Here is a 24,337-nt window from a genome sequence, read left to right as displayed (position 1 = left end):
CCGGCGAAGACTGTGGTACCGTTGCACACGCCATGCGTCTGATCGGACTCCTTGCGTTGCTCGCGATGCTTGTCGGTTGCGACAGTTCGGCACCGCCGCAGCCTTCCACCGCAACCGTCGCGAGAAATGACATCGACGTGTACTTCTCGCCCGAAGGTGGCGCGACCGATGCGATCGTCTCGGCGGTCGGACAGGCCCAGCGCAGCCTCGACATCGCCGCGTACAGCTTCACGTCGGCACCGATCGCCGCCGCCGTACGTGATGCCCATCGACGTGGCGTGCGGACCCGCGTCATCCTCAACCGCAACCAGGAAAGTCATCGCTACAGCAGCGGCAGTTTTCTCAGCAACGCCGGCATCCCGGTCCACATTCGCGTGGCCGACGGCGTGCAGCATTCGAAGTACATGATCATCGACGGTGAGGTCGTCATCACCGGCAGCTTCAACTTCAGCCGGCGGGCCGAGGAGCGGAACGCGGAGAACCTGCTGGTGCTGCATCGGCCGGACGTGGCTCGGGAGTACCAGGCGGACTTTGATCGGATGCTCGCGATCAGCCGACCGTTCGAGGACAAGCGCGACGACGTCAGTCAGCCATGAGGTCGTACATGCCCGCGAGCATGCCGGCGATGAGGCCGCGGAGCTTGGGACTGGTGCGCGGGTCGCTTCGGCGGAGGTTGCGGGCGACGACGGGATATCGCTCCAGCACTGCGGCGTGCCAGGCGTCCCACTCTTCGTCGTCGGCCTGCTCAAGTTGCTCCTCGACCCAGGCGTCGACCGCTGCTTGACGCTCAGCCTCTTCGTCGGCCTCGGCGGCGAGCTCGGCATCGCGTACCCGCTTGGCCGCGGCTTTCTTTTCGCGATCGATCGCTTTCTGCGTTGCCGGGTGCAAGCCGTAGCCGACGACGATCGACTTTACCAGCCAGCCGGGTTCCTTGGCCTTGCCCGGCTGGCGGTTGCGGACGTCGAAGTCGACGCACTTGCGCACGATCGTTTCCGGATCGTGTTCGTCGAGCAGCTTGCTGAGCGTCGGCTCCGTCACCCCGCGGGCCAACAGCGCAGCCTCCGCAGCAGCAGCTTCCTCGCTTCTATTGCTTGGTTCTTTATCTGTTCTTCTATATCTGCTGCGCGCCCGTGCAGGGCTGGATGATCGCTGCGCGCGGGGCAGGGGTGCAGCGTCAGGCACATGTGCATCATCATGCACCGCTGCATCGTCGTGCAGGGGTGCGTCTCGATGCACCCCTGCGATCTCGATCTCCTCGGTCAGTTCCTCAGCGTTGTTGTACTCGATCTGCTGCGAGCGCTTGTTGCGGTCGCGGTCGATGGCGAGGGGCAGGAGCGTGTAGCGGTTGGCGGTTCGGCCACCGCCGGACTCACGCTTGATGATGCCCAGTTCGATGAGGCGGTTGACCGCGTTATAGACCGCCCGCTCCTTGAGCCCGGTCATCTCGGCAATCGTACGGACCGCCGGGTAGACGGTCCACGGATTCCGCTCGGACTGGAACGCCCCGAGACACAGCAGCACCTTGCAGTCGGCGGTGGTCATTTCCCGGACCAAGCCGTTGAGCACGACGGCCTTGAAGATGCGAAACCACGGCGGCACCTTCCCGGCCGCGAGCTTCACGCTCTTGATCGGGCGGTCGGTGCGGACTTGGAATTCTTCTTGTTGGCTTGGCGCGCGCTTCGGGCTGCTCTTGGGTTTGTTCGGTGAACCGGACGATCGCTTGCTGCGATCGGAGCTTCGGCGCTGGGCCATGGACGCCTCCGTGCGTGCTGACAAATCGGGACCGCAGGCTGAACAACCGATCCCTTCACCCCGACACCCTAACAGCGCGCTGCCGTGGCGCGAAGAGCCTAGCGCGCAACTTCCACCAAATCTTGGGGGTCGAGAATCACCATCTACCACGGAACGCCCACGGCTTCAGCCGTGGGTCCGCAGCGGGCTACGGAACCGCGAGTCGACCCACGGCTGAAGCCGTGGGCGTTCGGTCGATCAGCAAACCGTCACCGCTTCGCCGCTGCGCACGCTCTGCTCCTCGGCCTCGACCAGAGCCACGCTCCGCCCGGCGTCGGCGATGCTCACCGACGGCTGCCGGCCTTCGCGGACGCAGTCGAGAAAGTGCCCGATCTCGTGGGCGTACCCCATCCCCTCGGCCAACTCGACCGGCTCATACTTCCCGTCCATCGCCCGCATCAGCGGCGTCTCCCGGGCAAGGTCAAAATCCAGCGTCGCCCGCTCGAAGTTCGCCACGAACCGCATCGTGAACGGGAAGCCGGCGCTCATCGCCCACCCGCCCTCGGCGACGACGGACATGCCGGGGTAGTCGTAGTGTGAGACGACATGGTCGATGCCGTCGGTGATCAACGACGTGCCGACACTTCGGACCGCCGCCGGATCGCCGAGCAAGTGGCGAACGAAGTCGGTGTCGTGAAGGTGCAGGTCGAGAATGGCCGCGCCGCTGGCCTTGGCGTCTTCGTAGAACGCGCCGCCGGGATGGGCGGCGATGCGGGTGAAACTCGCTGACTTGAGCGCGCCGTACCGACCGTCCTCGACCGCGGCCTTCAGGTCCGTCCACCCCGGCCAGAACCGCATGCACATCGCGACCATGCTCTTGCCCGACGCAGCGTCGGCGATGGCTGCCAACGACGCTGCCTGCTCCGACGTCCGACACACCGGCTTCTCGATCAGCACATGCTTGTCGGCGTCCAGCGCGAGCCTCGCCACCTCCAGGTGGAACGGCGTCGGCACGCACACGTCAACGATGTCGACCAGCGCCAGCATGTCCGCCGCATCGGTGAACTTCTCGACCCGCGCGAGGTCGAAGCCACCCTCGGCCTGCCCCTCGATGTTGCCGCCGGCCTTGGACGAACCCGCGAGCCGATGCGGACTGCGATCGCCCACGGCGACGACCTCGGCGTCATCGCGCTGGGCGTACACGTCCAGGTGCGTTTGGCCCATCATGCCCAGCCCGACAACTCCGATGCGCAGTGTCATACGCCGGCAGTGTAACGCTTGCGGTAGTCGGTGGGAGTCAGGCTGGCGTGGGTCTTGAACTGCCGCGTCAGGTGCGCCGTGTCGGCGAAGCCGAGCTCGTGGGCGATGTCGGTCACGCTTTGGTCGGCGCGAAGCAGCAGGGCGGCCGCGGCCTGTACGCGCCGGCGTTGAAAGTACCGTGTCGGCGGCTCGCCGATCGCGGCGCGAAACTGTCGGCTCAGGTGCTCGGGCGAACACCCGACCGCCTCGGCCACCGCTTCGATCCGCAGCGGCTGCCCCGAGGCGATCGCACGTTCGGCCGCGTCGACCGTCCACGCCACCTCCGCCGGCAAGTCCACCCGCTGCTCCGGTCCGGACTGCGCCTTGAAACTCCGCGCCAAGCGCAGCAGCAGTTTCGTCAGCGTTGCCCGCAGCATTAGTGGTAGCGGGGTTGGTCGCGCCAGTTCGACCTCGAGGTCGGTCAGTTCCCGCTTGACGGCCGCGAACGACGAACGTTCGAGCGGCCATTGCAGCGCGCGGGGCGGGCGTCGGTTGGCGAAGACCACGGGCGCGACGAACAAAGCCGACAGCGCCGGTGCTTCCCAGAGGGCACGCACGTCGGCGAGGAGCCATTCGCTGAGGTGGTAGAGGTTGGCGACGCGCAGGCCGGCCGGTGCGTCGAAGGCATGTACCGCGCCCGGCGGCACGACCACCGCATCGCCGACCGACAACACCGAATGGCCCGTGGTCGTGCGATGCACCGCCGATCCGCCCAGGACGACGCAGACTTCGACGTAGTCGTGGTCGTGTGATGCCACCGCTTGGGTGACCTCGACCCGCTGCACCCGCACGGGCTGCGTCGCCGAGAGCAGCACCTGGGCTTGGCCGATGCGGTGTGCCGGGGATAGATCAGATTCGTTCAAAGACACGACAACCCGGTTCTAGCGACAATCGGCCGCGGATGCCAGTATCACGCCCATGAGCAATGTGACCATTGAGCGTATCGAAGACGCCCTGACCGAGCCGTATCCGTTGACCGCCGCCCAAATCGAGCAATACCAGCGCGACGGGTTCATTCAACTCGATGATGTCGTCACGGGTGCGGACCTCCAAGCGATGAGGGACGCGGTGGCCGAGGCGGTCGCCGAGGAGTCGAAGGACGGTCCGACCAACGCGGGTGGCGTGTACGCCAAGATCTTCAATCAGAAGGTCAACCTTTGGGCCCGGCATCCAGAGGTCGCACGCTACGCCCTGAGCCGACGTCTCGGCGACATCGCCGCGCGCCTCGAAGGACGCACCATGCGGATCTGGCACGACCAGGCGTTGTTCAAGGAGCCGCACCAGGACCCGGGCAACCCGACGCCCTGGCACCAGGACGCGCCGTACTGGCCGCACGCCGATCGACAACACAGCACCTCGATCTGGATCGCGCTCAAGGACGCGACGCCGCACAACGGCTGCATGACCATGCTCCCCGGCACGCAGAACGCCGGCCCGCTCAAACCCGTCGACCTCGACAGCGAACACAACGCGTCTGACCTGATCGACCAGGCCCCTCAGTACAAGGGCGTCAAAGGCAAGATCCTCCCGCTCAAGGCCGGCAGCTGCACCTTCCATAACGGCTGCACCTTCCACTACGCCGGGGCGAACCAGAGCGACGACGTCCGCGAAGCTTTCGTGGTGATTTACATGCCGGAAGACCAAACTTATACCGGCGAGAAGCATGTGGTGACCGACCCGCTCGACATGACCATTGGGGGTCGATTTGCTGACGATGTGTTCCCGGTCGTGGGGCGAGTCGGCTAGCCGCCGCCGACGAAGGTGACGATCTCGATATCGTCGCCGGGTTGGAGTTCGACGGTGTCGTAGGTGGAGCCGCGGACGAGTTTGCGGTTGCGTTCGACGGCGACCTTGTCGGGATCAAGATTCAGCGCGGCAAGGAGACCGGCGATGGTCCGCGGTTGCGGCATGCCGGCCTCTTCGCCATTGACGGTGATCGTTTCGTCCACGCGGGAGTCTACGCCGCCAGCAGGTTCTCGTACGGCACGTCGACGAGGTGGCGGATGTCGGCAAAGACTTCGTCCTCGTAGACATCGCCGGTCGAGCCGACGGTCGCAATCCACTCTTCGGGCGTGAGGTAAGCCGACTGCGTAACGCTGTTGCCGACGAAGAACGCGCCGCCTTGGGCCCAGTTGATGACGTCGTCCGGGACGGGCCAGACGTTGTCGCGGACCTCGGTGAGCGGACTGGCGTTGTTGTCCCAGACGAAGACGTAGGCGGTTTGGAACTGGCCGAGGATGAGGTTGGGTGCGAGGTACTGGTTGCCGATGAGCTGGATGTCGACGGCGTTGGTTCCGATGCGGATGAAATTGCCAGTTTCGCCGTCGTTGAGTGCGATGTTGCCCTCGATGGAGATGTCGACCGGCGCGCGGCGGAAGTTGCTGTCGTAACCCTTGATGTTGATCGCGTGGGTGTCGTCCATGTCGAACACGTTGCCGGCGATGTGGATGTGCTCGGCGCCGTCTTTGACCTGCAGCGGCATGTCGAGAACGGTGTTGTCGCGGAAGACGGCGTACTCCCAACGGTCGGGCGCGTTGCCGTCGGAGCCGTCGAGCGGGCCGAGGCTCGGCGTGGCGCGGAGGGTGTTGTCCTCGATCCACGCGAAGCTGCCGAGTTGAATGGCGAGCGTGCTCTTGGCGGTGTCGGCGTGGACCTGATCAGTGCGATCGAGGTTGTGGAAGTCGTTGTTGGAGATGTTGATGCGTGACGCGCCGCCGACGCGGACGATGTGTTCGCGGACGCTGTTGGCGGCGTAGTTGCCGATGACGTTGAGGTCGGTGCCTTCGGCCCAGAAGAAGTAGCCGCGAACGCCCGACTCGCTGGGCGCGGTGTTGTCCTGGATCAGCAAGCCGTCGGGCTTGGCGTTTCCGAGAACGGCGTGCTGAAGGTTGAGGAACTCGTTGCCGCGAATGACCACGCGGTCGGAGAACGGCCGCACCGCGGTGGGCAGGCCGAAGCGTTGACCGTCGTCGGCCTGCCAGCGGCTGTCGAACCGCAGGCCCTCGATGACGGCGTCGTTCGCGCCTTCCTGCAACTCGAAGAAGATGCCATTGTTCTGCGGGCCGGTCCAGTACATCGTCGGCTTGTCGCCGCTGCCCCAGGCACCGACGCGAACGTGGGCGTCGTCGACGACCATCTTCTCGGTGAAGTCGAAGCGTTGGCCGCGGCGGAAGAGGATTTCAGTGTCGCCGCCGTTGGCTTGTGCGAGCTGGAAGGCACGCTTGGCCGTGCGGACGGCGGTGCCGGTGGTGGAGCCGTCGTTGTTGTCGTTGCCGTAAGCGCTGACGTAGACGGTGCGCTCATAGTTGGAAGGTTCGACGGTGACCGTCACGCTCCGGCTCGCGGAGTTGCCGTTCTCGTCGATGACTTGCAGTCGGATGGTGTAGGTGCCGGGCGTGTCGTAGGTGTGGGCCGCGTTGAAGCCGCCCATCTCGTTGTAGTCCGACCCGGCGTCGCCGAAGTTCCAGCGGAAGTTGGCCTGCTCGAGATCACCCGTGCGGATCGTGGAGGAGAGTCCGTGCACGAACACGGCTTCGCCGGCCCGGATGGTGGTCGAGAGCATGTCGATCCGCGCGGTCGGCGCGTCGCCGTTGTTCGGGTTGGTTGGCGCGGGTGCCGGCGGCGGGGTGGTCGGTGCCGGGGCGGGCGGGGTCGCGGGTGTGGGATTGTCGCTCGCCGGGACGTAGACGACTTCGACGCGGACGGATGCGAGCGAGCCGGCCTGGCCGGTCGCATCGTCGCCAGCGAACGGCTGGGCCTGGATCACATGCTGCCCGACAGTGGGGTACCACGCATTTACATCGCCGCGCAGGGCGTAGGGCGCGCTGTTCTCGGTGCGCACGACGGTGCCGTTGTTGCGGAACTGCACGCTCTCGGTGGCAACGCCGTTGACGTTGGCACGGATCGAGTAGGTGCCGTTGTTCATCATGTCGGACCCGAGCTCGATGCGCGAGCCGGGCGCGATGTTCTCGAAGCCGGGAACGGCTTGCCCGGTGGTGGTGTCGAAGAGCGTGAAGCTCTGCACCTGCGGCGCGTGGGCGTGAGCGGTGTTGTTGTCGGTCGGTGCGTCGGCCGTGCTGCTGCGAATGAACTGCAGCTGGAGCGTGCGTGCCATTCCGGCGGCCCCGCTGGCGTTGTCGAGTGTGTACGGCGTGGCGGTGATCGTGTAGGTGCGTGTTTGCGGCGTCCAGGTGGTGTAGTTGCCGGCGATGTCGCCGAACAGGGCGTAGGGCCGTGCGTTTTCGGTGCGAATGTCGCTACCGTCGAGGGCGAAGCGGACCGAGCCGGTGAAGGTCTCGCCGTTGGGTCCGTCGGCGTAAGCGCGGATGTTGATCTTGTCGGTCGGCAGGTTGTCGAGGTCGATGATGCTGCCGGGGCCGAGGTTGGAGTAGCCCTGGATGATGGTGTTGGTTTCCGCGTCGACGAGGGCGAACCGGGTGATCTTGGCCTTGGCGTCGACGGACGTGGTGATGTCGTCGATGTAGCCGGAGAAGCGGTCGATGTGGTCGTTGCCACTGCCGCCGGCGAGGTAGTCGTCGGAGTCGCCGATGAGATGATCGCGGCCGGAGTGGCCGAAGAGCACATCGCGCCCGCCGCCGGCGTCGAGTCGGTCGTCGCCCTCGTCGCCGTTGAGCCGGTCGTTGCCGCGTCCGCCGAAGATGCGGTCGTCGCCGGCACTGCCCGAGAGCGAATCGTCGCCGTCCTGGCCTTCGATGACGTCGGAGCCCGCGCCGCCGTCGACACGATCGTTGCCGGTGCCGGCGATAATGCGGTCGTTGCCGTGACTGGTGCGGATGTCGTCGTTGCCCGCGCCGGCCTCGACGTGGACGGGGATGTAAACGTTCTCATCGACGCGGATGCGGTCGTCCAGTTCGCTGCCGGTGATGACGATGTGGCGGACGTCGGTGACCTTGTGCCACGGGCCGGCCTCGCCGTTGGCGATGCCGCGAACGTGGCTTCCGTTTTCGCTGAGCTCGACGCGGAGAACGTTCTCGTGGCCGGCGATACCGTTGACCGAGAGGGTGCCGTCGGCGAACGACGTCATCGGCGACGCGCTCATCAGCTTGCGATTTTCCAGACTCTCGAGCGCGGCGAAACCGCCCTCGATGCAGCGCCGGTCCAGGCCACTACGACGGCGTCCCTTGCGACGATCCGGGCCTTCGAACGGCAGTTGTGCGACGCGACGGTCGGCACCGGCGCGGCGTTCGTTGCCACTGCGACGCTCTTCCCAGTTGATCCCGCCGAGCACGGGCTTGGCGGCTTCGGCGGCGGCGAACTTGATCGGATCGACGCCCACGGAGAAGGACGCCTTGGGCACCGCGACCGGGATCGGTGCGGGCGCGGAGGCTTCGGACGACGCGTTCTGAGCAGGCTGGCTGTTCATACAATCTCCAAGTTCGGCGGGAGCATGAGTGGGACGTGGTTAGACGTCGCATTCACGAATCCTCGGGTCAAACCGGGCAAGCCCTACGGCTCACAACGACGGTATGACGTGCGTGCCAAGCACACATCTACCGTGGAGATCGGCAATAACGGCCGGTGTCTGTGGGACCGATCACGCTGGCGGTTGTCCGATAACCGCGCAAACGAAAACCCACACCTTGCGGCATGGGCTTTCGGGGTTGGGGTGAGTTGTGGGGTTTAGTTCTCCACCGCACCTGCGTCACGGCTTTGGGTGTTACGCCAGTTGCCGTAGAAGTCGGTGTACACGCCGCCGAAGTAGCGAGCGGAGTTATCGGCGGCGCTGCCGCTGGCGGGTCGTGCCTGGCTGTCAAGCGAGACATCCGCGAAGACCTCACCGGACGTGATCGACCTGGCGTTCCATTCGGTGGCGTCGAGGTAAGCCGATTGCGAGCCGTGGTAGCCGGCGATGATCTGGCCGCCCTGAGTGAAGCTGATGCCGGGCATCCGCTCCCAGACGTTGTTGCGGAAGTAGTCGAAGCTGTTGAGGGAGGCTTCGCGGGAGTGAATGTTGGCCGACGCGTAGGGGCCGACGGTGATACCCGGGGCGACGTAGAGGTTGTTGAGAACCTTGACGCCGTTGGCGGGGCCGATGTGGTAGATGAACTGACCGCGGTCACCGTTGTTGATGCCGGTGTTGTGGACGATGGTCAGATCCTCCACGCCACGGTTGAAGTTGTTGTCGTACTCGTGGATCTCGATCGCCGGGCCGTTGTCGATACGGAAGATGTTGTTCCGCACGAGGGTGCGTTCGGCGCCGTGCTTGATCTGGAGGATGTTGCCCTTGAACTCGTTGGAGTCGATGACGGTCCAGCGCCAGCGGTCCGACGCAATGCCGTCACTGCCATCGAGCGGACCGATCGACACGGTGTCTCGCAGGATGTTCTTGTGGACGTAGATGTACTCGCCCTTCTGGATGTTGAGGACCGACTTGCCGGGGTTATCGAAGTCGTTGTAGGACACGTTGATCCGGTCGGCACCACCGACGCGGATGACGTGCTCGAACACCGAGTCGGACATCTGGTTGCCCAGAATCGTGTAGTCCTCGCCTTCGGCCCAGACCAGATAAGCGCGGATCGAACGGTTGTTGGCTTCCCGGTTGTCCTGGACCAGGACGCCATCGGGGCGCTGGTTGCCGTTGACCGCGTCTTCGACGTTGTAGAACACGCTGTTCTTGATGGTCGCGTCCTTGCCGCCGGGCATGAACGCCTTAGGCAGGTTGAACCGCTCGTTGGGGTTGGTCCACCGGGAGTCGAAGGCGAGGCCGTCGATGGTGACCTGTCGGCTCGACGAATCGCCACGGATGATCGAGATACCTAGGCCGCCCTGACCATCCCAGCGCAAGCGCGGCTCGGAACCGCTGCCGTACGAACCGAAACGGATGTTGGTGCCGTAGGTGAAGATCGTGTTGTAGACCTGGAACGTCTGGCCGCGGGCGAAGAGCACTTCGACGTTGTCGCGGCGTGACTCGAGTCGTCGGCGAACTTCCTCGGCCGAGCGGATCGGGCGTTCGACCGTGCCGGAGTTGTTGTCGTTACCCCAAGGGGCGACATAAATGACCTGCCGGCCGGCGTTTTCTACGCGGATGGTCTGCTGGACCTGGTGGTTGCCGCCGTCTTCGTTGTAGACGGTGAGTGTGAGCGTGTAGGTACCGACCCGGTCGTAAACGTGGGCGGCGTTGAACCCGACGAGGTTGTTGTACTTGCCGTTGCTGTCGCCGAAGTCCCACTCGTAGCGGGCGGTCAGCGGTGTGCCGGCGCGGAGGGTGGAGTTCAGTGCGTCAACGAAGACGGTCTGGCCGACGTTGATGTTGGTGTCGGAGATGTTGATGCGCGCGGTCGGCTTGACGCCATCGGAGGGGGCGCTGGGTGTCACGGGTGCATCGCCGCCGCTGTTGCCGCCGCCGTTGTTACCGCCGCCATCGTTGCCGCCGGAGGGGGCGGGCGGTGTCGGGGGTGGCGTGGAGCCGCCGGCGTCACCGGGGCCGGACTCGGCACCGAAAATCTGGTCCGATCCCGCGCCACCGTCGGCGAAGTCGTTGCCTTGGCCGGCGTCGATCCAGTCGTTGCCGTTCTCGCCGTAGATCGAGTCGTTCTCACCGTAGCCGACGATCCGGTCGTCGCCGTTGCCGGCGCGGATGAGGTCGGCCCCGGCGTCGCCGTGGATGAGTTCGTTACCGCCGCGCCCGGTGATGTCGTCGTTGCCGGCACCACCGAAGAGCGTGTCGTTACGTTCGCCGCCGGCGATGGTGTCGTTGCCATCGTTGCCGAAAATGCGAACCGGAATGTTGATGCCGGTCGAGACCGTGAGGTTGTCGTCTCCGTCGCCGCCGAAGATCTCGATGCGGCCGATCGAGCTTTCGGAGTAGCTGCGGGTCTGGCCGTTGATGATGGCGTTGAAGCCGTTACCGCCTGTGTCCTGGATGCGGATGTCGTTGTTGGCACCGTCGACGCCGGTAAGCCGCAGGATGTTGCCGAGAAGCTCGACGCGGCCTTCGCCGTTGGGGGCATCGCTTCCGGACGAACCACCGTCGTTGTTGCCGCCCGATGGCGGGGTCGGGGCGGAAGTGCCACCGGAGAGCTGTCGGACTTCGATGAAGTTGACCCGGCCTGCCTGCAGGTCGCTACCGGCGGTGAGGCTCAGCTTACCGTCGGTGACCTCGACGGTGTTGGACTGGCCGACGATGTGATTCAGACCGCTGCGGGTCCGGCCGTAAGCGAAGTCCTTGCCCTCAATGTCGTAGTCGATCAGCGAGCCGGTGTACTTGGAATCACCAGCGACGAGCTTGACGAAGTAGGTGCCGTTGGGCACGGCCATTTCCCAGCGTTGGTACTGGTTGGCGTTGCCGGTGTCGATCAGCGTGTCGAGGTACTGCCGGCTGTTGGCGTTGCGATCCCGGCCTTGGCCCTGAAGGTCGGCATTCCAGCCGTAGGTGTAACCATTGCCGCGGTTGCCGTAGGTCTTGCCGCTGTCGACTTCGTAGCCGGACGGGACCGGTGCCCAGTTGGGCTGGAAGTTGATCTTGACGTCCACATTGCCGCTGAGCAGCTTGCGGGATTCGAGTGTCTCCAACGCGGCGGCCGAGAGGCGCGGGTTGGCACGGTTCTTGGTGGCTTTCTTCCGGGACTTGTTCGAACGGCGTCGCTTCGTGCTACTCATGAGTCGAAATCCTCGTCTGAGGTCATCCATGTCACCGGGATGAGCCCGACCCACGTTGGGGAAGGGGCATGTCCCGATTTCGGGTGGCCGGCCTGGGGCCGACGGGTTCGGTTGTTGGCCCGACGCGAACAACAGCGGTGAGCCAGGGCTTCAGTGAGTGGGTTGTCTGCCGCGAAGTCGTTATGCAACGACGCCGCATGTCCCTCGGAACCGGTCGCCCAACTGGACGAAACGAAAGGTTCCTCGGAATCGAACACGGTCTCGACGCGATACGGCATGGTCGATGGGCGTTCGGTTGTGGGCAAAGCGGGGCAAACGCTTGGAGTCACGGTGAGCAGGCCGGGAGGCCTGTGTCGTGTGACGGCTTGCAACGCTCTTGGCAAACAGGCCGGGCGGGGTCGGACGCCGAATGCAACGCCCGGAGACGGCTACATCCAGTGACCACGCTCGGTAGGTGCGATTGATCCGTAGTCCCGGTTCAAAGCGGGTCTGCTGTGCTGATAGGTCGTTACGCGGGGCAACGGTGGTTCCGGTCAGTTGCGGTTCGATCGGCTTTCGTTGGGATAGGTCGGATGCGGGTTGTCACCCACGATCAACGTCGCGTCCGGTCGGTACCCCGAGTTCATTCATTTTCGGCGATTTTCTCCAGTGATATCGACGAGTCTCGTCAGGCCAACGGCCACTTAAGCCACAAGGTCGGCCGGTCAAAACTTCCGTGGTGGGCATCTCACTCACGGGTGGTCACACCCGCTGGGTCGAGCAATCCGCCCCACCGTCTCACTCATCGGCCGCCCGTGCTTCACACTCAAATCTCGATGACGCATTCCGGTCGCCGATGATCTCGTGTCAGCCGAGGACAGCCTCTGACACGGCCCGGTCGGGACCGTGATGGGCCAATAAATAGGTTCATTCAATACGCATTGCAACCAAAGAACGCGTTAGCGCTTTCAAATGGCCGATATTCTGGGACGTTGCGATCCATACAGATTTTCCATTCTGCCACGGCCCGGCCGGTTCAAGGCGGTGCGATGTCTGCCGGTTGGGCGGGTATCGCGGGTTGGCCTTTGCCGTGCGGTCTGAACGGCGTGTAGTGCCGCTCGTCCAATAAACGCCGCCCGCTTGGCCGCGTTTCAACGAAAACCTCGAGAAATTCGAGTTATCCACAGGCATCATCGTGCGAACTCCGCCGGTTGCCCGTTGCCGGGCCGTCCGCTACACCACCGCCATGGTTGATGTCCAGATGACCGTCCGTTACACCGGCGACCTCTCCTGCTCCGCGACTCATGGGCCCAGCGGCGGTGAGTTGATCACCGACGCGCCCAAGGACAACGAAGGCCTGGGCCGGACATTCTCACCGACCGATCTGCTGGCGACGTCGCTGGCCAGTTGTGTGCTGACCACCATGGCCATCGTCGCCCGCCGCGACGGCTACGAACTCGGCGAGACCACCGCGACCGTCACCAAGACGATGACCGCCTCGCCACGCCGTGTCGGCAAACTGACGATGACCATCACGCTTCCGCCCGGCCTCGACGACGATCAGAAAGCCAAGCTCGATCGTGCCGCCCATGCCTGCCCGGTCCATCGCTCGCTCCACCCCGACACCGAAGTCGTCGTCGAGTACGTCAGTGCGTGAAACCGACAAAGCTCCGGCGATGTTGCGCGCGTTGTCGCTGTCGGCGTTACAAACAACCGCCGGTCTCTAACGATCCAAACATTGCTTTCGATTTCCGCCCGTGCATCCTTGTGAATGTCCGGAAAGGACTGCGCCGATGCCCGAGTTTCTCCAACTACTTTTCGACTGGAACGACCTTCTCGATCGGTTCGGGTTCGACGCAGTGATCTATGCCGCCTTCGCGTTGTTGGGGACGATCGTCTTTCTGCTGCGGATGGGCGCGTCGTTGCTGTTTGGCATCGACGGTGATGCGGACTTCGACGCCGACGTCGACGGGGATGGATTCGGGCTGCTCTCGGTGCTCTCGGTCACCGCGTTTCTGATGGGCACCGGCTGGGGCGGGCTGATCGCCCGGCTCGAGTGGGGGCTCTCACCGACCATCGCGGCCATCGTCGCCGTGGCCATCGGCACCGCGTTCCTCTTTGCCGCCGCAGGGTTGATGTTCTTTCTCAAGCGCGCAACCCATGACGTGAAGTACGACCCGACCGATGCCGTCGGTAAGGTCGGCACCGTTTACATGACCATCCCGGAGCACGGCAAAGGCAGCGGCAAGGTCCGCGTCGATGTCCAGGGCCGCAGCGTCCTGGTCGACGCCGTCTCGGTCGGGCCGGCCATCGATTCTTTCGCCGACGTCCGTGTCACCGAAGCCCGTGACGCCAACACACTCATCGTGGAACCGCTATGAACCACCTGCTTTCGTCCACATCCGTAATCCCTGACGGCACCGGCGTCGTGATCCTCTCGGCATTGGCGCTGGCCGTCATCGTGGCCGGTTTTGTCATCTTCGCCAGCCGGTACAAGCGTTGCCCGCCCAACCGCATCCTCGTGATTTACGGTAAAGCCGGCGGCGCGAGCAAGGCCAAGTGTGTCCACGCCGGGGCGGCGTTCGTCGTCCCGTTGTTCCAGGACTACGCGTTCATGTCGCTGGAACCGCTGACGATCGAGATTGAACTTTCCAGCGCGCTGAGCAAGAAGAACATTCGCGTCGCCGTGCCCAGCACGTTCACCGTCGGCATTTCCACCGAGCCGGCCATCATGCAGAACGCCGCGGAGCGTTTGCTGGGTCTCATGGAAGCCGACGTCGCCAGCCAGGCCCGCGACATCATTCTCGGCCAGATGCGTCTGGTCATCGCCACGCTCACCATCGAGGAGATCAACCAGGACCGCGAGAAGTTCCTCGATCTGGTGAACAAGAACGTCAACTTCGAGCTGAACAAGATCGGATTGTACATGATCAACGTGAACATCCGTGACATCACGGATGAGTCCGGCTACATCGAGGCACTCGGTAAGAAGGCTGCGGCCGAGGCGATCAACCAGGCGAAGATCGACACCGCCCAAGCCGACCGTGAAGGTGCGATCGGCACCGCCGGCGCGGACCGCGAGCGTGAGGTGAGCGTCGCCGCCCAGGTCGCCGAGTCGGTCATGGGTCAGAAGCAGGCCGAGCGTGACCAACGTATCCGCGTCGCCGCCCTCGAAGCCGAGGGCATTAGCGGTGAGGTGCAGGCCAAGCGCGAGCAGGCCATCGCCGTTGCTGAGCAGAACGCGCTGGCGACGCAGGGTGAGAAGCAGGCCGAGCAACAGGAACGTGTCCGCGTTGCCGAACTCGAAGCGCAAGCGGTCGACGGTGAGAACAAGAGCCGGGCGAACGTTGCTGCATCGGAAGCGACCCTCGCCGAGGCGAAAGCCGAAGCCCGCCGTCGCGGTGACGTGGCCCTCGCGAAAGCCGCCCAGGAAGTCCTGCTCGCCGACAAGGAGCAGGAGCTGGCGCGAATGGAAAAGGAAGTGATCGCCAAAGAGATCATCGAACAGCGTCAGGTCGAGATCAACGCCGAAGCGGAAGCGGAGAAGATCCGCCGCGTCGCCAAGGGTCAGGCCGACGCGACGTTGGCCAAGTACGACGCCGAGGCCGAGGGTCTGCGAAAGGTCCTCGACGCCAAGGCGGCCGGCTACCAATCGCTGCTCGAGTCCTGCGGCGATCGCAAGGATGTCGCCCCGGCCCTGCTCATCATCGAAAAACTCCCCGAGCTCGTCGCCGAGCAGGTCAAGGCGATCCAGAACCTCAAGATCGACAAGATCACCGTCTGGGACGGCGGCGCCAACGCCGGCGGCGATGGTTCGACGGCCAACTTCATGAAGGGCCTCATCGGCAGCCTCCCGCCGATGCACGAACTCGCCGAGCAGGCCGGCATCGACCTGCCGGAGGTGCTTGGCAAGGTGAAGCCGGACGCGTCGTCTCCAAGGGCCCACGCAGACGCCAAGCCCGAGTCGGCGGCCCCGCAGTCCTGAGTCCGCTTGCGCGCTTTGTCGCGGATTGTGCCAGCCCTTTTCGGTTAAGTTAAAGCAGTCATCTGTTCTCATCATCCAGAGTTGTGCTCACCTTTCACCATGGGAGTTCAACCATGGAAAGCACTTTCACCGAACCGCCGCACGATGCGGTGACACAGGCACTACGGACCGAGTTTAAAGAGGCGTTCCGCATGTTCGCCGACGCGGTCGCTCGGCTAGACGACACGGCATGGGGCGAGGGTGAGCCGACGTGGACTGAGGTGCCCGCCCGTATCTCGATGCACATCCTGCTTACCGCGGAGTTCTACGTGTCGAAGGACCGCGACGCCACCGATTGGGAGCCCGGCGGTTTGCGCTACTGGGACAGCCCGATCGATGCACTGCCAGACCGGGCGGCGACGTTGGCTGAAATCGAGCGCGTCGCCACGTTGGTTGACACCTATCTGGTCGAGAACGGTGACGATGGGCTCCGTGGCGGCAAGGCCGAGACCGCGGGCGAGGGCCAGAGCCGTGTCGCCTGGATGGTGTACGCGCTGCGGCACTTGCAGCATCACGTCGGCCAGCTCAGCGCCCAGTGCAAAATACGCGGCTTTGGCGCAGCGCCCTGGGAAGTCGACGACGAGGACTGACTGACGCGGCGCTCGGTTGTCGGTTGACGGCGTTGGCCAACGAATTTTGCACGATCCGCGTCAGGTGCATCCGGTCTTCGCGGGTTAGTGTGATGCGTAGCTCACATGCCAAAATGAATCGCCTTACGGCATTTTCTCGAGCACCGTCAGCACGGCTTCGTCCTGTAGCTTCTCGAAAGGTCGAACGCTGCCGGAGATTTGGTTGTAGAGGATGCTGACGATGTACGACTCGCCGTTGTCGGCATCGGCATAAACGGTGAGCGCGCGGACCCCGCCGATGAAACCGGTCTTGCCGCGGATGGTGTCGTCGGTTTCAGAAAACCGTCGGGCGAGGGTGCCACGGCCGCCGCCGATCGACAGCGAATCGGAAAACGTGTCGGCGTCCGGGTGGTCGACCATGTGACGCATGAGCTCGGAGAGTTGGCGCACGGTGACACGGTTGTTGCGGGAAAGCCCCGAGCCATCGATCGCCGCAAAGCCGGTCGAGTCGATACCGGCGTCCTCCAGAAACGCCACGATCGCGGCATGGCTACCTTCCCAGGTCGGTCCGTGCCCGGTCGCATCGCCCAGCAGTTTGCTCAACGCCTCGGCGAAGAGGTTTTGGCTGTTGTTGTTCACGCGTCGCAACACGTCGGGCATGGCGGAGGATGCGGTCGCGAGGATGACGCCGCTGCCTTCGCGATCGAGTGAGCGAACTTCGCCGACGGTAACGCCGGCGTCTTCGAACATCGTTCGCAGGACATCGGCGGTGAAGTAACCGGGATCGGAGACCGGCCGACTCTTGAAGTCGCGTGCTTCATGCACGTCGCCGACGACCGCATAAACACTGGCGTTTTGCGTCTTTTCGATGCTCACGCCAACACCGCTGGTGTTGGTGGTCGTGGTCAGGTTGACGATGTGGACGGCGTCGGTGGTGGGCGGAACGACGTCGAGCACCGCGGGCGTGTCGTTGGTGTCGGCCGGGCGGGCGGTGACGTCGATGCAGTTGTCGTTGAAGTTCAATCCGCTCACCGGGGCGGCGTACCAGTACACCAAATCCTCGGTGTCCCACGAAGCGGCGACGCGCGGCTCCGGCAGCGCGGTGTCGTCGTAGAACAGGGTCGCGACCTCGGTCATGCCCGCTTCTTTGACCGAGTCGACGAAGTCGTGCACGGCATGGAGATGATCCACGCCGTTCCACCGCGCGATGGTCGGATCGCCCAAGGCTGGGTCGCCGGTGCCGACGAGAATCAGGTCGTCGCCGCTGCGGTAGAGATGCGTGTCGAAGGTGTGATCCGCGCCGAAGTGATCGAGTGCGGCCGCGCTGACCAGGAGCTTCATGTTGCTCGCGGGGATCATCGGGACGTCGGCATTGCGGGCGTACAGCTCCGCTCCGTCACCGACGCGCACCACCCGGGCGGCGACGATCGCGTTCGTGTCATGACGGGTAAGGATCTCGTCGAGCTCCTCGGCCAGTGCCAGCGACCGGACGCTCGGCTCGGCCAGCGACGACGGACCGCCCCAGAAGTACGAACAGCCCGACAGGCCCAGCAGCAGCACCAAGATCGCGGTGGCGTGACGCATGGCGACATCATGCGGCGACGACAATCCGCCGACAAGTTTTTCCCCGCCCGACGTGTAACATCACCCCATGCATCTCGTACGTTTTCGCTGCGGCAAGGACATCTGTCATGGCATCGCCCACGACCCGCAGCTCACCGCCGCACGTGTCGTTGTCGGGGACATCTTCGGCGACTACTCGATCACTGACGACATCCTCCCGGTCGAGCAACTGCTCGCGCCGATCGTGCCGACCGACATCCTGTGCATCGGTTTGAACTACCAGGCCCACGCGGCCGAGACTGGCAGCACGCCGCCGGAGAATCCGATGCTGTTCATCAAGTCGAGCAACACGCTGAACAACCCCGGCGGCGTGATCCCGATGCCGCGGCGGACGCACATGGTCGACTACGAGGCCGAGCTCGCGGTCGTGATCGGCAAGGATTGCAAGGACGTGTCCGCGGACGACGCGCTGGACTACGTCTTCGGTTACACCGCCGCCAACGACGTCTCGGCGCGGGACTGGCAGAAGGACAAGAAACTGGGTGGCGGGCAGTTCGCGCGGGGCAAGTCCTTCGACGGCTTCTGCCCGTTGGGCCCGCAGATTTGCACCAAGGACGAGATCGAGAATCCCAACGCCTTGGGCATCCGCTGCACGCTCAACGGCGAAGTCATGCAAGACGGCAACACATCGGACATGATTTTCGACGTGCCCGCGTTGATCGAGAGCTTGAGCGGCACGATGACGTTGCGACAGGGAAGCGTGCTGCTGACCGGCACGCCGCCGGGGGTGGGCATGGCCCGTGACCCGCAGGTGTGGCTCAAAGCCGGCGATGAGGTGGCGGTGGAAGTCGAGGGCATAGGACGCTTGGTCAACACGGTGAGGTAAGCCCACTGTGAAGCGGTGCGACTTCGTTGCGCCGCTGAACGTTGGCTCGGTGGCTCACTCGCCTTGCTTCGGCACGCCGCCGGGCATGTTCGGGCGCGGGTGGCGTTGCCACTCGGGTTTGCTCAGCGGCGCTTGATCCCACCCAAGCGGCTCCTCGTCTTTCATCGAGTGATCCGGTTGCTCCGCGATCGGCTTGGACGGGTCGTGTTCCTCGGGCGTTTTTGGTCGTTCTTCAGGCATGGTTCTCGACCTCCGGCTCGATGTACTTCGCGTTCTTGCCCGGCTGGGTGCCGGCGGCGGGGATCGCGTTGCGCGGCTGTGCGTCGGTCTTGCCGGACGGAGCAGCTGGGTCGGCGGTGGCGGACGCATCGACGATGTCGTCCGCCGTCATCGGCATGCGAATACGGCCGTTTTGGACCGACCCTTGCACGTCAGCCGGGTTGGCAATCGGCGTGTTGCGGACTTCACCCATCTCGCCCTGGCCTTTTTCCTCGGCCGGGTCGGCACGTTCATACGACCGGGCCGTGTCGGGCGCCTGCTGTCGGTTTTCCTTTTCGGAAGGCATGCAGCGACGGAAGCGAAACCCGTGCCGGCGTCACGCTTTCACTTTTATCCGCCCATGTCCATCTTGATCACGCCGCGCTGGCGTTTGATGGAGATGACGCGTTGCTTAAGCAGGTCGAAGAGCGGCCGCGGGTCCTTGAGGCTGCGGAGCATGAGCTCGGGAGTGGAGCGGTCGTCGGAACTGATGGCGATGGTGCCAACGCCGAAGATGCGGTCGAGCAGCGACTGGTGGTAGCGTATGTCGTTGACGTGCCAGAGTTCGAGCGTCTCGATGTTCTTGGACAGCAGGCCGTGCTCGAAGTCGATGCGGTAGTTGGTGATGCGGTAGTAGTGGCGACGGACCCACAGGCCTGGGAAGAACACGCAGCCGACCGCGAGCCCGAGCATCACGATGCCGATGAGCCAACCGGTAAGCGCGTACTCGGTCCAGTACACCACGCCGACACCGATCGCGACGAGCACAAGGCCGGTGGCGATCCAGCCGAGCATGAGGGTCCACTCACCCCGGAGTTTGGGCGAGCCTTCGTAGTACACCTCTTCGGCGTCGTCGGGGGTCTCGTGGGGCAGATGCTCGGTGAGCGGGTTGCGATCCTTGATCGGCGCTTTCTTCGGCGCGTCGTATCCCTCGTCGAATTCGGTCCGCTGGTCTGGGCGTTCGTCAGGCATGCTGGGTTCTGTTTTACCGCGCTTGCTTGGAAAGCTCCATGATCCGATCGAACTGGGCCTTCGAGGTCGGGATGACGGAAAGCCGCGAGTTCTTCACGAGGCCGTAGTCGGCGAAGACGCTCCTGGTATCGCTGGCCTCCTCCTTGATCTCCGCGAGGGTGACCGGGTGTTTGAGCTTCTGCTTCTTGGCCACGTCGAAGACAACGCGTTTCTCGTTGTTGGGGTCTTCGTAAGCGTCGGTGGTGATCTTCGCAAGGCCGGCAATGTGCTTGTCCTTGCCGGTGTGATAAATCAGCGCGGTGTCGCCTTTCTTGACGGTCCGCATGTGCTTGAGCGCGAGGTTGTTGCCGACGCCGTCCCAGACGGTCGAACCGTCGGACTCAAGGTCGCCGTAGCTGTAGTCGTCAGGCTCGGATTTGCAGAGGAAGTAGGCCATGGCTTACCCGCCGATCCCGCCGGCGAACGCACCGAGATCAGGTCCGCCCGCGCCGCCTTGGCCTTGCTGTGGCATGCCCTCTTGCTGCTTGGCGGCGATGGGCTGCTGCCAGGCTTGGCTGACCTTGCGGAGCAGGGCGGTGAAATCGACCTGGGCGGCGTCGAGGTTTTGCACCTTCAGGTTGCTCGCGATCTTTTGCTGCAGCGACTCGAGCTCGGCCCGCTCTTGGGGCGTGACCGGCTGACCCATCTGCTCATTGCGGCTGACCACGGCGATCTTCTGCTCGAACTCCCCGAGCATCTTGCCCGCCTCGGCGTCCTCGGCGACCGATTTCTGGGCATCGGCCATCTTCTTGATGGCGGGGTGCTCCGCGACGAGGTCGCCGAGTTTTTTCGCCAGGTCCATGATCTCTTGCTCGTCTGCGGGCATGGGCCATCCTAGACCTACCCGTGGGCCACGATCGACACCATCGCCAGACACTCTTGCCGCAGATCGGCGAAGACGGCCAGCACAAGCTCCGCCGGGTGCACGTTGCGATCGTTGGGCTTGGGGCGTTGGGCGGGACGATCGCCGAGCAGCTTTGTCGGGCGGGGGTCGGGACGCTCACGCTGATCGACCGGGACCTGGTCGAGGAAACGAATCTTCAGCGACAGGTGTTGTTCGCCACGGCCGACGTCGGCAGTGCGAAAGCCGAGGCGGCGGCGACGCGGCTCACGGCGATCGATCCGGACGTTACCCTTCACGTCCGGCCCAATGACCTGCACCCGGGCAATGTCGAGCGCCTGCTCAAGGACGCCGACGTCATCTGCGACGGCACCGACAACGCGGCGACGCGGTACCTGCTCAACGACGTCGCGGTGAAGAACGGTCGGCCGATGGTGTACGGCGGCTGTGTCGGGACCGAAGGGCGAGCGCTGGCCATGCCGGTGGGCGGGCCCTGCTTGCGGTGCGTGTTCCCACAGCCACCGGCGGCGGGGGAGCTGCCGACCTGCGACACGGCCGGCGTGCTCGGACCGGCGGCGACCGTGACGGCCGCGTGGCAGGCGGGCATGGTGCTTCAGCTACTTCTCGGCCAGGCGAAGCCGACCCTGTTCCGATTCGATCTATGGCAAGGGAACACGCGTTGCTCCGACGCGTCGGCTCTCAAGCGCGACGGCTGTCCGTGTTGCGGCGCGCGGTCGTTCGAGTTCCTCGATGCCCATCCGTCCGACACGGTCAGCCTCTGCGGCCGCGACACGATGCAGGTGCGGGGTAATGCCGACCTCGATCTTGATGCGTTCATCGAACGATTCGCCAAGCTGGGCAAGGTCAAAGGTACGCCGCGGCTCCTGCGGCTGGAGTTCGACGGCAAGCAGGTCGCGCTGTTTCCCGACGGACGGATGTTGGTCACCCCGGCGCGCGACGAAAGCGAAGCGCGGTCGGTATATGCGCGACTCGTCGGCGGATAGGAAGAAGTTTGAGAAAGCCCACGGCTTTAGCCGTGGGTCGGCGCGAGGTACCGCATACCGACCCACGCCTGAAGGCGTGGGCTTTCATGCACGACTGGTGTACTTCTCCCGTAGCTTCGCCGCGCCTTCGGCACGTCCGGTCTTTTCCAACCGATCCAGGTAGTACGGCAACGCGTCACCCTTGGTGATCCACCAGTTGCGGCAATAGAACGGTCCGCCCTCGGCAACGGTGGTGACCAGCGGGTCGGTCGGCTCGACGCCACGGGCCATGAGCTTCTTCTGTCGCGCTTCGACCCATTCGGACGCGACGGCTTTCGCACGGTCCACGACATCCGCGTGATGGACGGCGATGTCCGACTGTTCATACGGATCGTCGGCCAAGTCGAAGAGCATGTCGTCGGGGAACAGGTGGTAGCCGTCGTGGTACGACTGAATGTGCAGCCACTTTCGGTTGCCGTCGTTCCAACGGACGCTGCGCTGGCAAGTGTGCGAGCCTTGGGAGAAGACAAGTGCCTCGCGACCGGGGGGGTCCTCGCCGTCGAACACGCCGGCGAAGGATTTGCCATCGGCCGACCCGCTCGGCTCCATGCCGAGCAGATCCAGCACCGTCGCCGACCAGTCCAGGTGATACTGTAAACCCGCGTGAACTCCGGGCTTCTTGCCCGGCCACTTCACGATCAGCGGGATGTGACACGTCGCGGCATCAGCGGTCGCGTGCTCGCCCCAGATGCCGAGCTCGCCCATGTTTTCGCCGTGGTCGGCGGTGATGACGATCGCGGTGTCGTCGGCGACGCCCAGGTCGTCGAGGATGGCCATGAGCTTGGCGATCGCGTCGTCGACGTAGCGGATGGCGGTGTCGTAGCCATCGATGGCCTTGCGGGCCCCGTCCATGGTGTCACACCGACCGACGTCACGCGGGTGGTCGCCGGTGACATCGTCGAACATCCGGCCCACGTCCTTAGGGCTGTGCGGCCCGACCTTGTTTTTCCAACGCTCGATCAGCGCATCATCGACGTAGCCCGGTAACGGTTCGTTCTCGAACGGGTGCCCGTAGTCCATCGGCGTGCGGTAGGGCGTGTGGACATCCCAGTAGTTCACATGCAGGTACCAATCCTCCTCGTCGGCGTGTTCGCGGAGCCATGACTCAGCATGGGGTTGGACGTCGGACACGATCTCCATGCCGCCCTTGCGCGTGTCGATGGTTTCCGTAAAGCCGGCCGCGAACCAGTGGGCCGAGTGCCGGGCGTGGAAACCTGAGATCAGCACGGTGCGGTAGCCGGCGCGAGCGAGTCGGCCGGGCAGGCCGTCGATGGTGAACAGATCGCGGGCGTTGCGTCGGGGCTCGAGGCGAGGTTGGCCGTGCGTGTGACCGTGGTCGGTCACCCCGGTATCGAAGCCGAAGCGTCCGCTGTAAAGCGCCGTCCTGCTCGGCAGGCACGGCGCGTCACTGCAATAAACCTCCTCGAACCGCACGGCATCTTTCGCAATCGTGTCGATCGTCGGCGACGTGTCGCGGTGGTATCCGTAGCAGCCGAGATGATCCGGACGCAGTGCGTCGATGTCGAGGTGCAGGATGCGCATGCGACGCATTGCAGCGGAAGTGACGTGCGAGGTAAAGCTCACCGCTGAAGCCGTGAATCTTGGATTAGGTGATCTGCCTGCTGAGCGAGTAAGCAATGGTGGCTAGCACAGCGGCCACAAGCGCGGCCGTCCACAGCATTCGACCAAGGCGTTCGAGCCCGGTCGGCGGCTCGGGTTGGTACCAGCCCCAACTGAACATCGGTGGCTCGTCGAGCATCGAGTCGGCGATGGTCTCCCGGCTTGGTTCCGGCACGTCCGCCCCGCACTGATCACATAACTTGGTCGTTTGTGGTGCCAGCAACACACGACCACATCGGCTGCAGAATGCGTACGGATGTCGCCCGCTCGGATCATGTTCGGCCAACTGCTGTCGCACCAACGCCTCACGCCGTTCACGCAGCTTCCGCAAAGTCGGTCGGGATTGCGGCTCGATCACCGGCGGCATCCAGGCATGATAACGTCCACTCCGTGCAACTGCCCCACGAAACCCGCGCCCGACTCGTCGCCGAAGCCGAGGCGGCCGATCCGCACGAATGCTGCGGCGTCCTGCTCGCCGAAGGCACGGCGATCGCATGTGAAAACGTTGCGGAAGAGAAGCACCATCGCTTTGCGATTGATCCCTTGATGATGCTGCGGCTTGATCGCGCACATCGCATCGTCGGCATCTACCACAGCCACCCCGACGCCGAGCCAGTGCCCAGTGCGACGGACCTCGCCGCGGCGTGGCCGGGGTATGTGTACTCGATAATCGGTCGAATCGATGGGGCATGGGTTATCCGCAGTTGGGCACTGCGCGATGGCGAGTTCGTGGAAATCACCTGAGCCGCGTTGCTCCGCAAAGCTGGGGTAGCGGGGTGAGACACGTCATCGAACAGCGAGGCACCAGCGTTGCGGAGCAACCCGGCTCAGGTGATTTACACGAACTCGCCAACGCGCACAGCCCAACAGCGGATAACCCAAGCCCCAACGATT

Annotated in this window: 23 protein-coding genes; 9 read left to right on the top strand and 14 right to left on the bottom strand. The window is 64.4% G+C overall.

The features are described 5' to 3' along the window. Positions 1 to 32: 32 nt before the first annotated feature. The gene (locus tag AAGD32_05755) at positions 33 to 596 is read left to right on the top strand and encodes a phospholipase D family protein (protein MEM8873748.1); all 564 of its coding nucleotides are present in this window, start codon (positions 33 to 35) and stop codon (positions 594 to 596) included. Here AAGD32_05755 and AAGD32_05750 read toward each other — a convergent pair. The 3 genes from AAGD32_05750 to AAGD32_05740 all read right to left on the bottom strand — a co-directional run bounded on the left by AAGD32_05750 (position 583) and on the right by AAGD32_05740 (position 3,899). Beyond that, on the bottom strand, positions 583 to 1,776 hold the full coding sequence (locus AAGD32_05750; protein ID MEM8873747.1) for a helix-turn-helix domain-containing protein: 1,194 nt from the start codon (positions 1,774 to 1,776) through the stop codon (positions 583 to 585). The genes AAGD32_05755 and AAGD32_05750 overlap by 14 nt on opposite strands. A 213-nt stretch (positions 1,777 to 1,989) precedes the next feature. After that, complete coding sequence (locus AAGD32_05745; GenBank protein MEM8873746.1) at positions 1,990 to 2,991, bottom strand: Gfo/Idh/MocA family oxidoreductase; 1,002 nt, start codon at positions 2,989 to 2,991, stop codon at positions 1,990 to 1,992. After that, complete coding sequence (locus AAGD32_05740) at positions 2,988 to 3,899, bottom strand: helix-turn-helix domain-containing protein (GenBank protein MEM8873745.1); 912 nt, start codon at positions 3,897 to 3,899, stop codon at positions 2,988 to 2,990. The genes AAGD32_05745 and AAGD32_05740 overlap by 4 nt, the downstream gene beginning before the upstream one ends. A 49-nt stretch (positions 3,900 to 3,948) precedes the next feature. Here AAGD32_05740 and AAGD32_05735 point away from each other — a divergent pair, with 49 nt between their 5' ends. Then, positions 3,949 to 4,776, top strand: coding sequence for a phytanoyl-CoA dioxygenase family protein (locus tag AAGD32_05735; GenBank protein MEM8873744.1), 828 nt, complete (start codon positions 3,949 to 3,951; stop codon positions 4,774 to 4,776). On the opposite strand, the gene thiS is transcribed toward AAGD32_05735, so the two are convergent. The 3 genes from thiS to AAGD32_05720 all read right to left on the bottom strand — a co-directional run bounded on the left by thiS (position 4,773) and on the right by AAGD32_05720 (position 11,649). Then, complete coding sequence (gene thiS, locus AAGD32_05730) at positions 4,773 to 4,979, bottom strand: sulfur carrier protein ThiS (protein ID MEM8873743.1); 207 nt, start codon at positions 4,977 to 4,979, stop codon at positions 4,773 to 4,775. The two genes, AAGD32_05735 and thiS, sit on opposite strands and share 4 nt — an antisense overlap. Positions 4,980 to 4,987: 8 nt before the next feature. Continuing rightward, on the bottom strand, positions 4,988 to 8,413 hold the full coding sequence (locus tag AAGD32_05725) for a PKD domain-containing protein (protein MEM8873742.1): 3,426 nt from the start codon (positions 8,411 to 8,413) through the stop codon (positions 4,988 to 4,990). Between the two features lie 257 nt (positions 8,414 to 8,670). Then, positions 8,671 to 11,649, bottom strand: coding sequence for a PKD domain-containing protein (locus AAGD32_05720; GenBank protein MEM8873741.1), 2,979 nt, complete (start codon positions 11,647 to 11,649; stop codon positions 8,671 to 8,673). Positions 11,650 to 12,823: 1,174 nt separating this feature from the next. Between AAGD32_05720 and AAGD32_05715 the strand changes: the two genes are divergently transcribed. From AAGD32_05715 to AAGD32_05700, 4 genes are all read left to right on the top strand, one after another. Next, on the top strand, positions 12,824 to 13,285 hold the full coding sequence (locus tag AAGD32_05715) for an OsmC family protein (protein ID MEM8873740.1): 462 nt from the start codon (positions 12,824 to 12,826) through the stop codon (positions 13,283 to 13,285). A gap of 136 nt (positions 13,286 to 13,421) precedes the next feature. Beyond that, the gene (locus tag AAGD32_05710) at positions 13,422 to 14,009 is read left to right on the top strand and encodes an NfeD family protein (GenBank protein ID MEM8873739.1); all 588 of its coding nucleotides are present in this window, start codon (positions 13,422 to 13,424) and stop codon (positions 14,007 to 14,009) included. Beyond that, the gene (locus AAGD32_05705) at positions 14,006 to 15,613 is read left to right on the top strand and encodes an SPFH domain-containing protein (GenBank protein MEM8873738.1); all 1,608 of its coding nucleotides are present in this window, start codon (positions 14,006 to 14,008) and stop codon (positions 15,611 to 15,613) included. The genes AAGD32_05710 and AAGD32_05705 overlap by 4 nt, the downstream gene beginning before the upstream one ends. Before the next feature lie 113 nt (positions 15,614 to 15,726). Continuing rightward, positions 15,727 to 16,242, top strand: coding sequence for a hypothetical protein (locus AAGD32_05700; GenBank protein ID MEM8873737.1), 516 nt, complete (start codon positions 15,727 to 15,729; stop codon positions 16,240 to 16,242). Positions 16,243 to 16,365: 123 nt separating this feature from the next. Here AAGD32_05700 and dacB read toward each other — a convergent pair whose 3' ends face one another. Then, positions 16,366 to 17,805 carry a D-alanyl-D-alanine carboxypeptidase/D-alanyl-D-alanine-endopeptidase gene (dacB, locus tag AAGD32_05695; GenBank protein ID MEM8873736.1) on the bottom strand — a complete coding sequence of 480 codons (1,440 nt, stop codon included), beginning with the start codon at positions 17,803 to 17,805 and terminating at the stop codon, positions 16,366 to 16,368. A gap of 67 nt (positions 17,806 to 17,872) precedes the next feature. On the opposite strand from dacB, the gene AAGD32_05690 reads away from it, so the two are divergent. Then, positions 17,873 to 18,670: a fumarylacetoacetate hydrolase family protein gene (locus AAGD32_05690; GenBank protein MEM8873735.1), complete on the top strand. Its 798-nt coding sequence runs from the start codon at positions 17,873 to 17,875 to the stop codon at positions 18,668 to 18,670. Positions 18,671 to 18,724: 54 nt separating this feature from the next. On the opposite strand, the gene AAGD32_05685 is transcribed toward AAGD32_05690, so the two are convergent. From AAGD32_05685 to AAGD32_05665, 5 genes are read right to left on the bottom strand one after another with little or no spacing between them, the layout of a single operon-like run. Next, a complete protein-coding gene (locus AAGD32_05685; protein MEM8873734.1) occupies positions 18,725 to 18,910 on the bottom strand; it encodes a hypothetical protein in 186 nt (61 codons plus the stop codon). Next, complete coding sequence (locus AAGD32_05680; protein MEM8873733.1) at positions 18,903 to 19,235, bottom strand: hypothetical protein; 333 nt, start codon at positions 19,233 to 19,235, stop codon at positions 18,903 to 18,905. The genes AAGD32_05685 and AAGD32_05680 overlap by 8 nt, the downstream gene beginning before the upstream one ends. Before the next feature lie 44 nt (positions 19,236 to 19,279). Further along, positions 19,280 to 19,900 (bottom strand): PH domain-containing protein, encoded by a 621-nt coding sequence (locus AAGD32_05675; protein ID MEM8873732.1) that lies wholly within the window; start codon positions 19,898 to 19,900, stop codon positions 19,280 to 19,282. 13 nt (positions 19,901 to 19,913) lie between these two features. Next, positions 19,914 to 20,336 carry an EVE domain-containing protein gene (locus tag AAGD32_05670; GenBank protein ID MEM8873731.1) on the bottom strand — a complete coding sequence of 141 codons (423 nt, stop codon included), beginning with the start codon at positions 20,334 to 20,336 and terminating at the stop codon, positions 19,914 to 19,916. A gap of 3 nt (positions 20,337 to 20,339) precedes the next feature. After that, positions 20,340 to 20,765 (bottom strand): YlbF family regulator, encoded by a 426-nt coding sequence (locus AAGD32_05665; GenBank protein ID MEM8873730.1) that lies wholly within the window; start codon positions 20,763 to 20,765, stop codon positions 20,340 to 20,342. A 20-nt stretch (positions 20,766 to 20,785) separates the two neighbouring features. On the opposite strand from AAGD32_05665, the gene AAGD32_05660 reads away from it, so the two are divergent. Further along, positions 20,786 to 21,784, top strand: a complete 999-nt coding sequence (locus tag AAGD32_05660) for a ThiF family adenylyltransferase (protein ID MEM8873729.1) — start codon at positions 20,786 to 20,788, stop codon at positions 21,782 to 21,784. Positions 21,785 to 21,868: 84 nt separating this feature from the next. Here the strand turns inward: AAGD32_05660 and AAGD32_05655 are convergent, their stop codons facing one another. Both AAGD32_05655 and AAGD32_05650 read right to left on the bottom strand, forming a co-directional pair. Further along, on the bottom strand, positions 21,869 to 23,365 hold the full coding sequence (locus tag AAGD32_05655) for a sulfatase (protein MEM8873728.1): 1,497 nt from the start codon (positions 23,363 to 23,365) through the stop codon (positions 21,869 to 21,871). 64 nt (positions 23,366 to 23,429) lie between these two features. Next, complete coding sequence (locus AAGD32_05650) at positions 23,430 to 23,810, bottom strand: hypothetical protein (GenBank protein ID MEM8873727.1); 381 nt, start codon at positions 23,808 to 23,810, stop codon at positions 23,430 to 23,432. Between the two features lie 23 nt (positions 23,811 to 23,833). Between AAGD32_05650 and AAGD32_05645 the strand changes: the two genes are divergently transcribed. Beyond that, positions 23,834 to 24,187 (top strand): M67 family metallopeptidase, encoded by a 354-nt coding sequence (locus tag AAGD32_05645; GenBank protein ID MEM8873726.1) that lies wholly within the window; start codon positions 23,834 to 23,836, stop codon positions 24,185 to 24,187. The last annotated feature ends 150 nt before the right edge of the window (positions 24,188 to 24,337 follow it).

It is taken from the genome of Planctomycetota bacterium (assembly GCA_039182125.1).
GTDB lineage: Bacteria > Planctomycetota > Phycisphaerae > Tepidisphaerales > Tepidisphaeraceae > JBCDCH01.
Note: the sequence above shows the minus strand (reverse complement) of the source record. Positions and strands in the feature narration are given on the sequence as shown.

Excerpts from the sequence above, each read along its gene's own strand:
- AAGD32_05735 (MEM8873744.1), top strand. The coding sequence starts at position 3,949 with ATGAGCAATGTGACCATTGAGCGTATCGAAGACGCCCTGACCGAGCCG.
- AAGD32_05720 (MEM8873741.1), bottom strand. The coding sequence starts at position 11,649 with ATGAGTAGCACGAAGCGACGCCGTTCGAACAAGTCCCGGAAGAAAGCC.
- AAGD32_05685 (MEM8873734.1), bottom strand. The coding sequence starts at position 18,910 with ATGCCTGAAGAACGACCAAAAACGCCCGAGGAACACGACCCGTCCAAG.
- AAGD32_05680 (MEM8873733.1), bottom strand. The coding sequence starts at position 19,235 with ATGCCTTCCGAAAAGGAAAACCGACAGCAGGCGCCCGACACGGCCCGG.
- AAGD32_05705 (MEM8873738.1), top strand. The coding sequence starts at position 14,006 with ATGAACCACCTGCTTTCGTCCACATCCGTAATCCCTGACGGCACCGGC.
- AAGD32_05755 (MEM8873748.1), top strand. The coding sequence starts at position 33 with ATGCGTCTGATCGGACTCCTTGCGTTGCTCGCGATGCTTGTCGGTTGC.
- AAGD32_05655 (MEM8873728.1), bottom strand. The coding sequence starts at position 23,365 with ATGCGCATCCTGCACCTCGACATCGACGCACTGCGTCCGGATCATCTC.
- dacB (MEM8873736.1), bottom strand. The coding sequence starts at position 17,805 with ATGCGTCACGCCACCGCGATCTTGGTGCTGCTGCTGGGCCTGTCGGGC.
- AAGD32_05665 (MEM8873730.1), bottom strand. The coding sequence starts at position 20,765 with ATGCCCGCAGACGAGCAAGAGATCATGGACCTGGCGAAAAAACTCGGC.
- AAGD32_05690 (MEM8873735.1), top strand. The coding sequence starts at position 17,873 with ATGCATCTCGTACGTTTTCGCTGCGGCAAGGACATCTGTCATGGCATC.
- AAGD32_05675 (MEM8873732.1), bottom strand. The coding sequence starts at position 19,900 with ATGCCTGACGAACGCCCAGACCAGCGGACCGAATTCGACGAGGGATAC.
- AAGD32_05650 (MEM8873727.1), bottom strand. The coding sequence starts at position 23,810 with ATGCCGCCGGTGATCGAGCCGCAATCCCGACCGACTTTGCGGAAGCTG.
- AAGD32_05745 (MEM8873746.1), bottom strand. The coding sequence starts at position 2,991 with ATGACACTGCGCATCGGAGTTGTCGGGCTGGGCATGATGGGCCAAACG.
- AAGD32_05700 (MEM8873737.1), top strand. The coding sequence starts at position 15,727 with ATGGAAAGCACTTTCACCGAACCGCCGCACGATGCGGTGACACAGGCA.
- AAGD32_05725 (MEM8873742.1), bottom strand. The coding sequence starts at position 8,413 with ATGAACAGCCAGCCTGCTCAGAACGCGTCGTCCGAAGCCTCCGCGCCC.
- AAGD32_05710 (MEM8873739.1), top strand. The coding sequence starts at position 13,422 with ATGCCCGAGTTTCTCCAACTACTTTTCGACTGGAACGACCTTCTCGAT.
- AAGD32_05670 (MEM8873731.1), bottom strand. The coding sequence starts at position 20,336 with ATGGCCTACTTCCTCTGCAAATCCGAGCCTGACGACTACAGCTACGGC.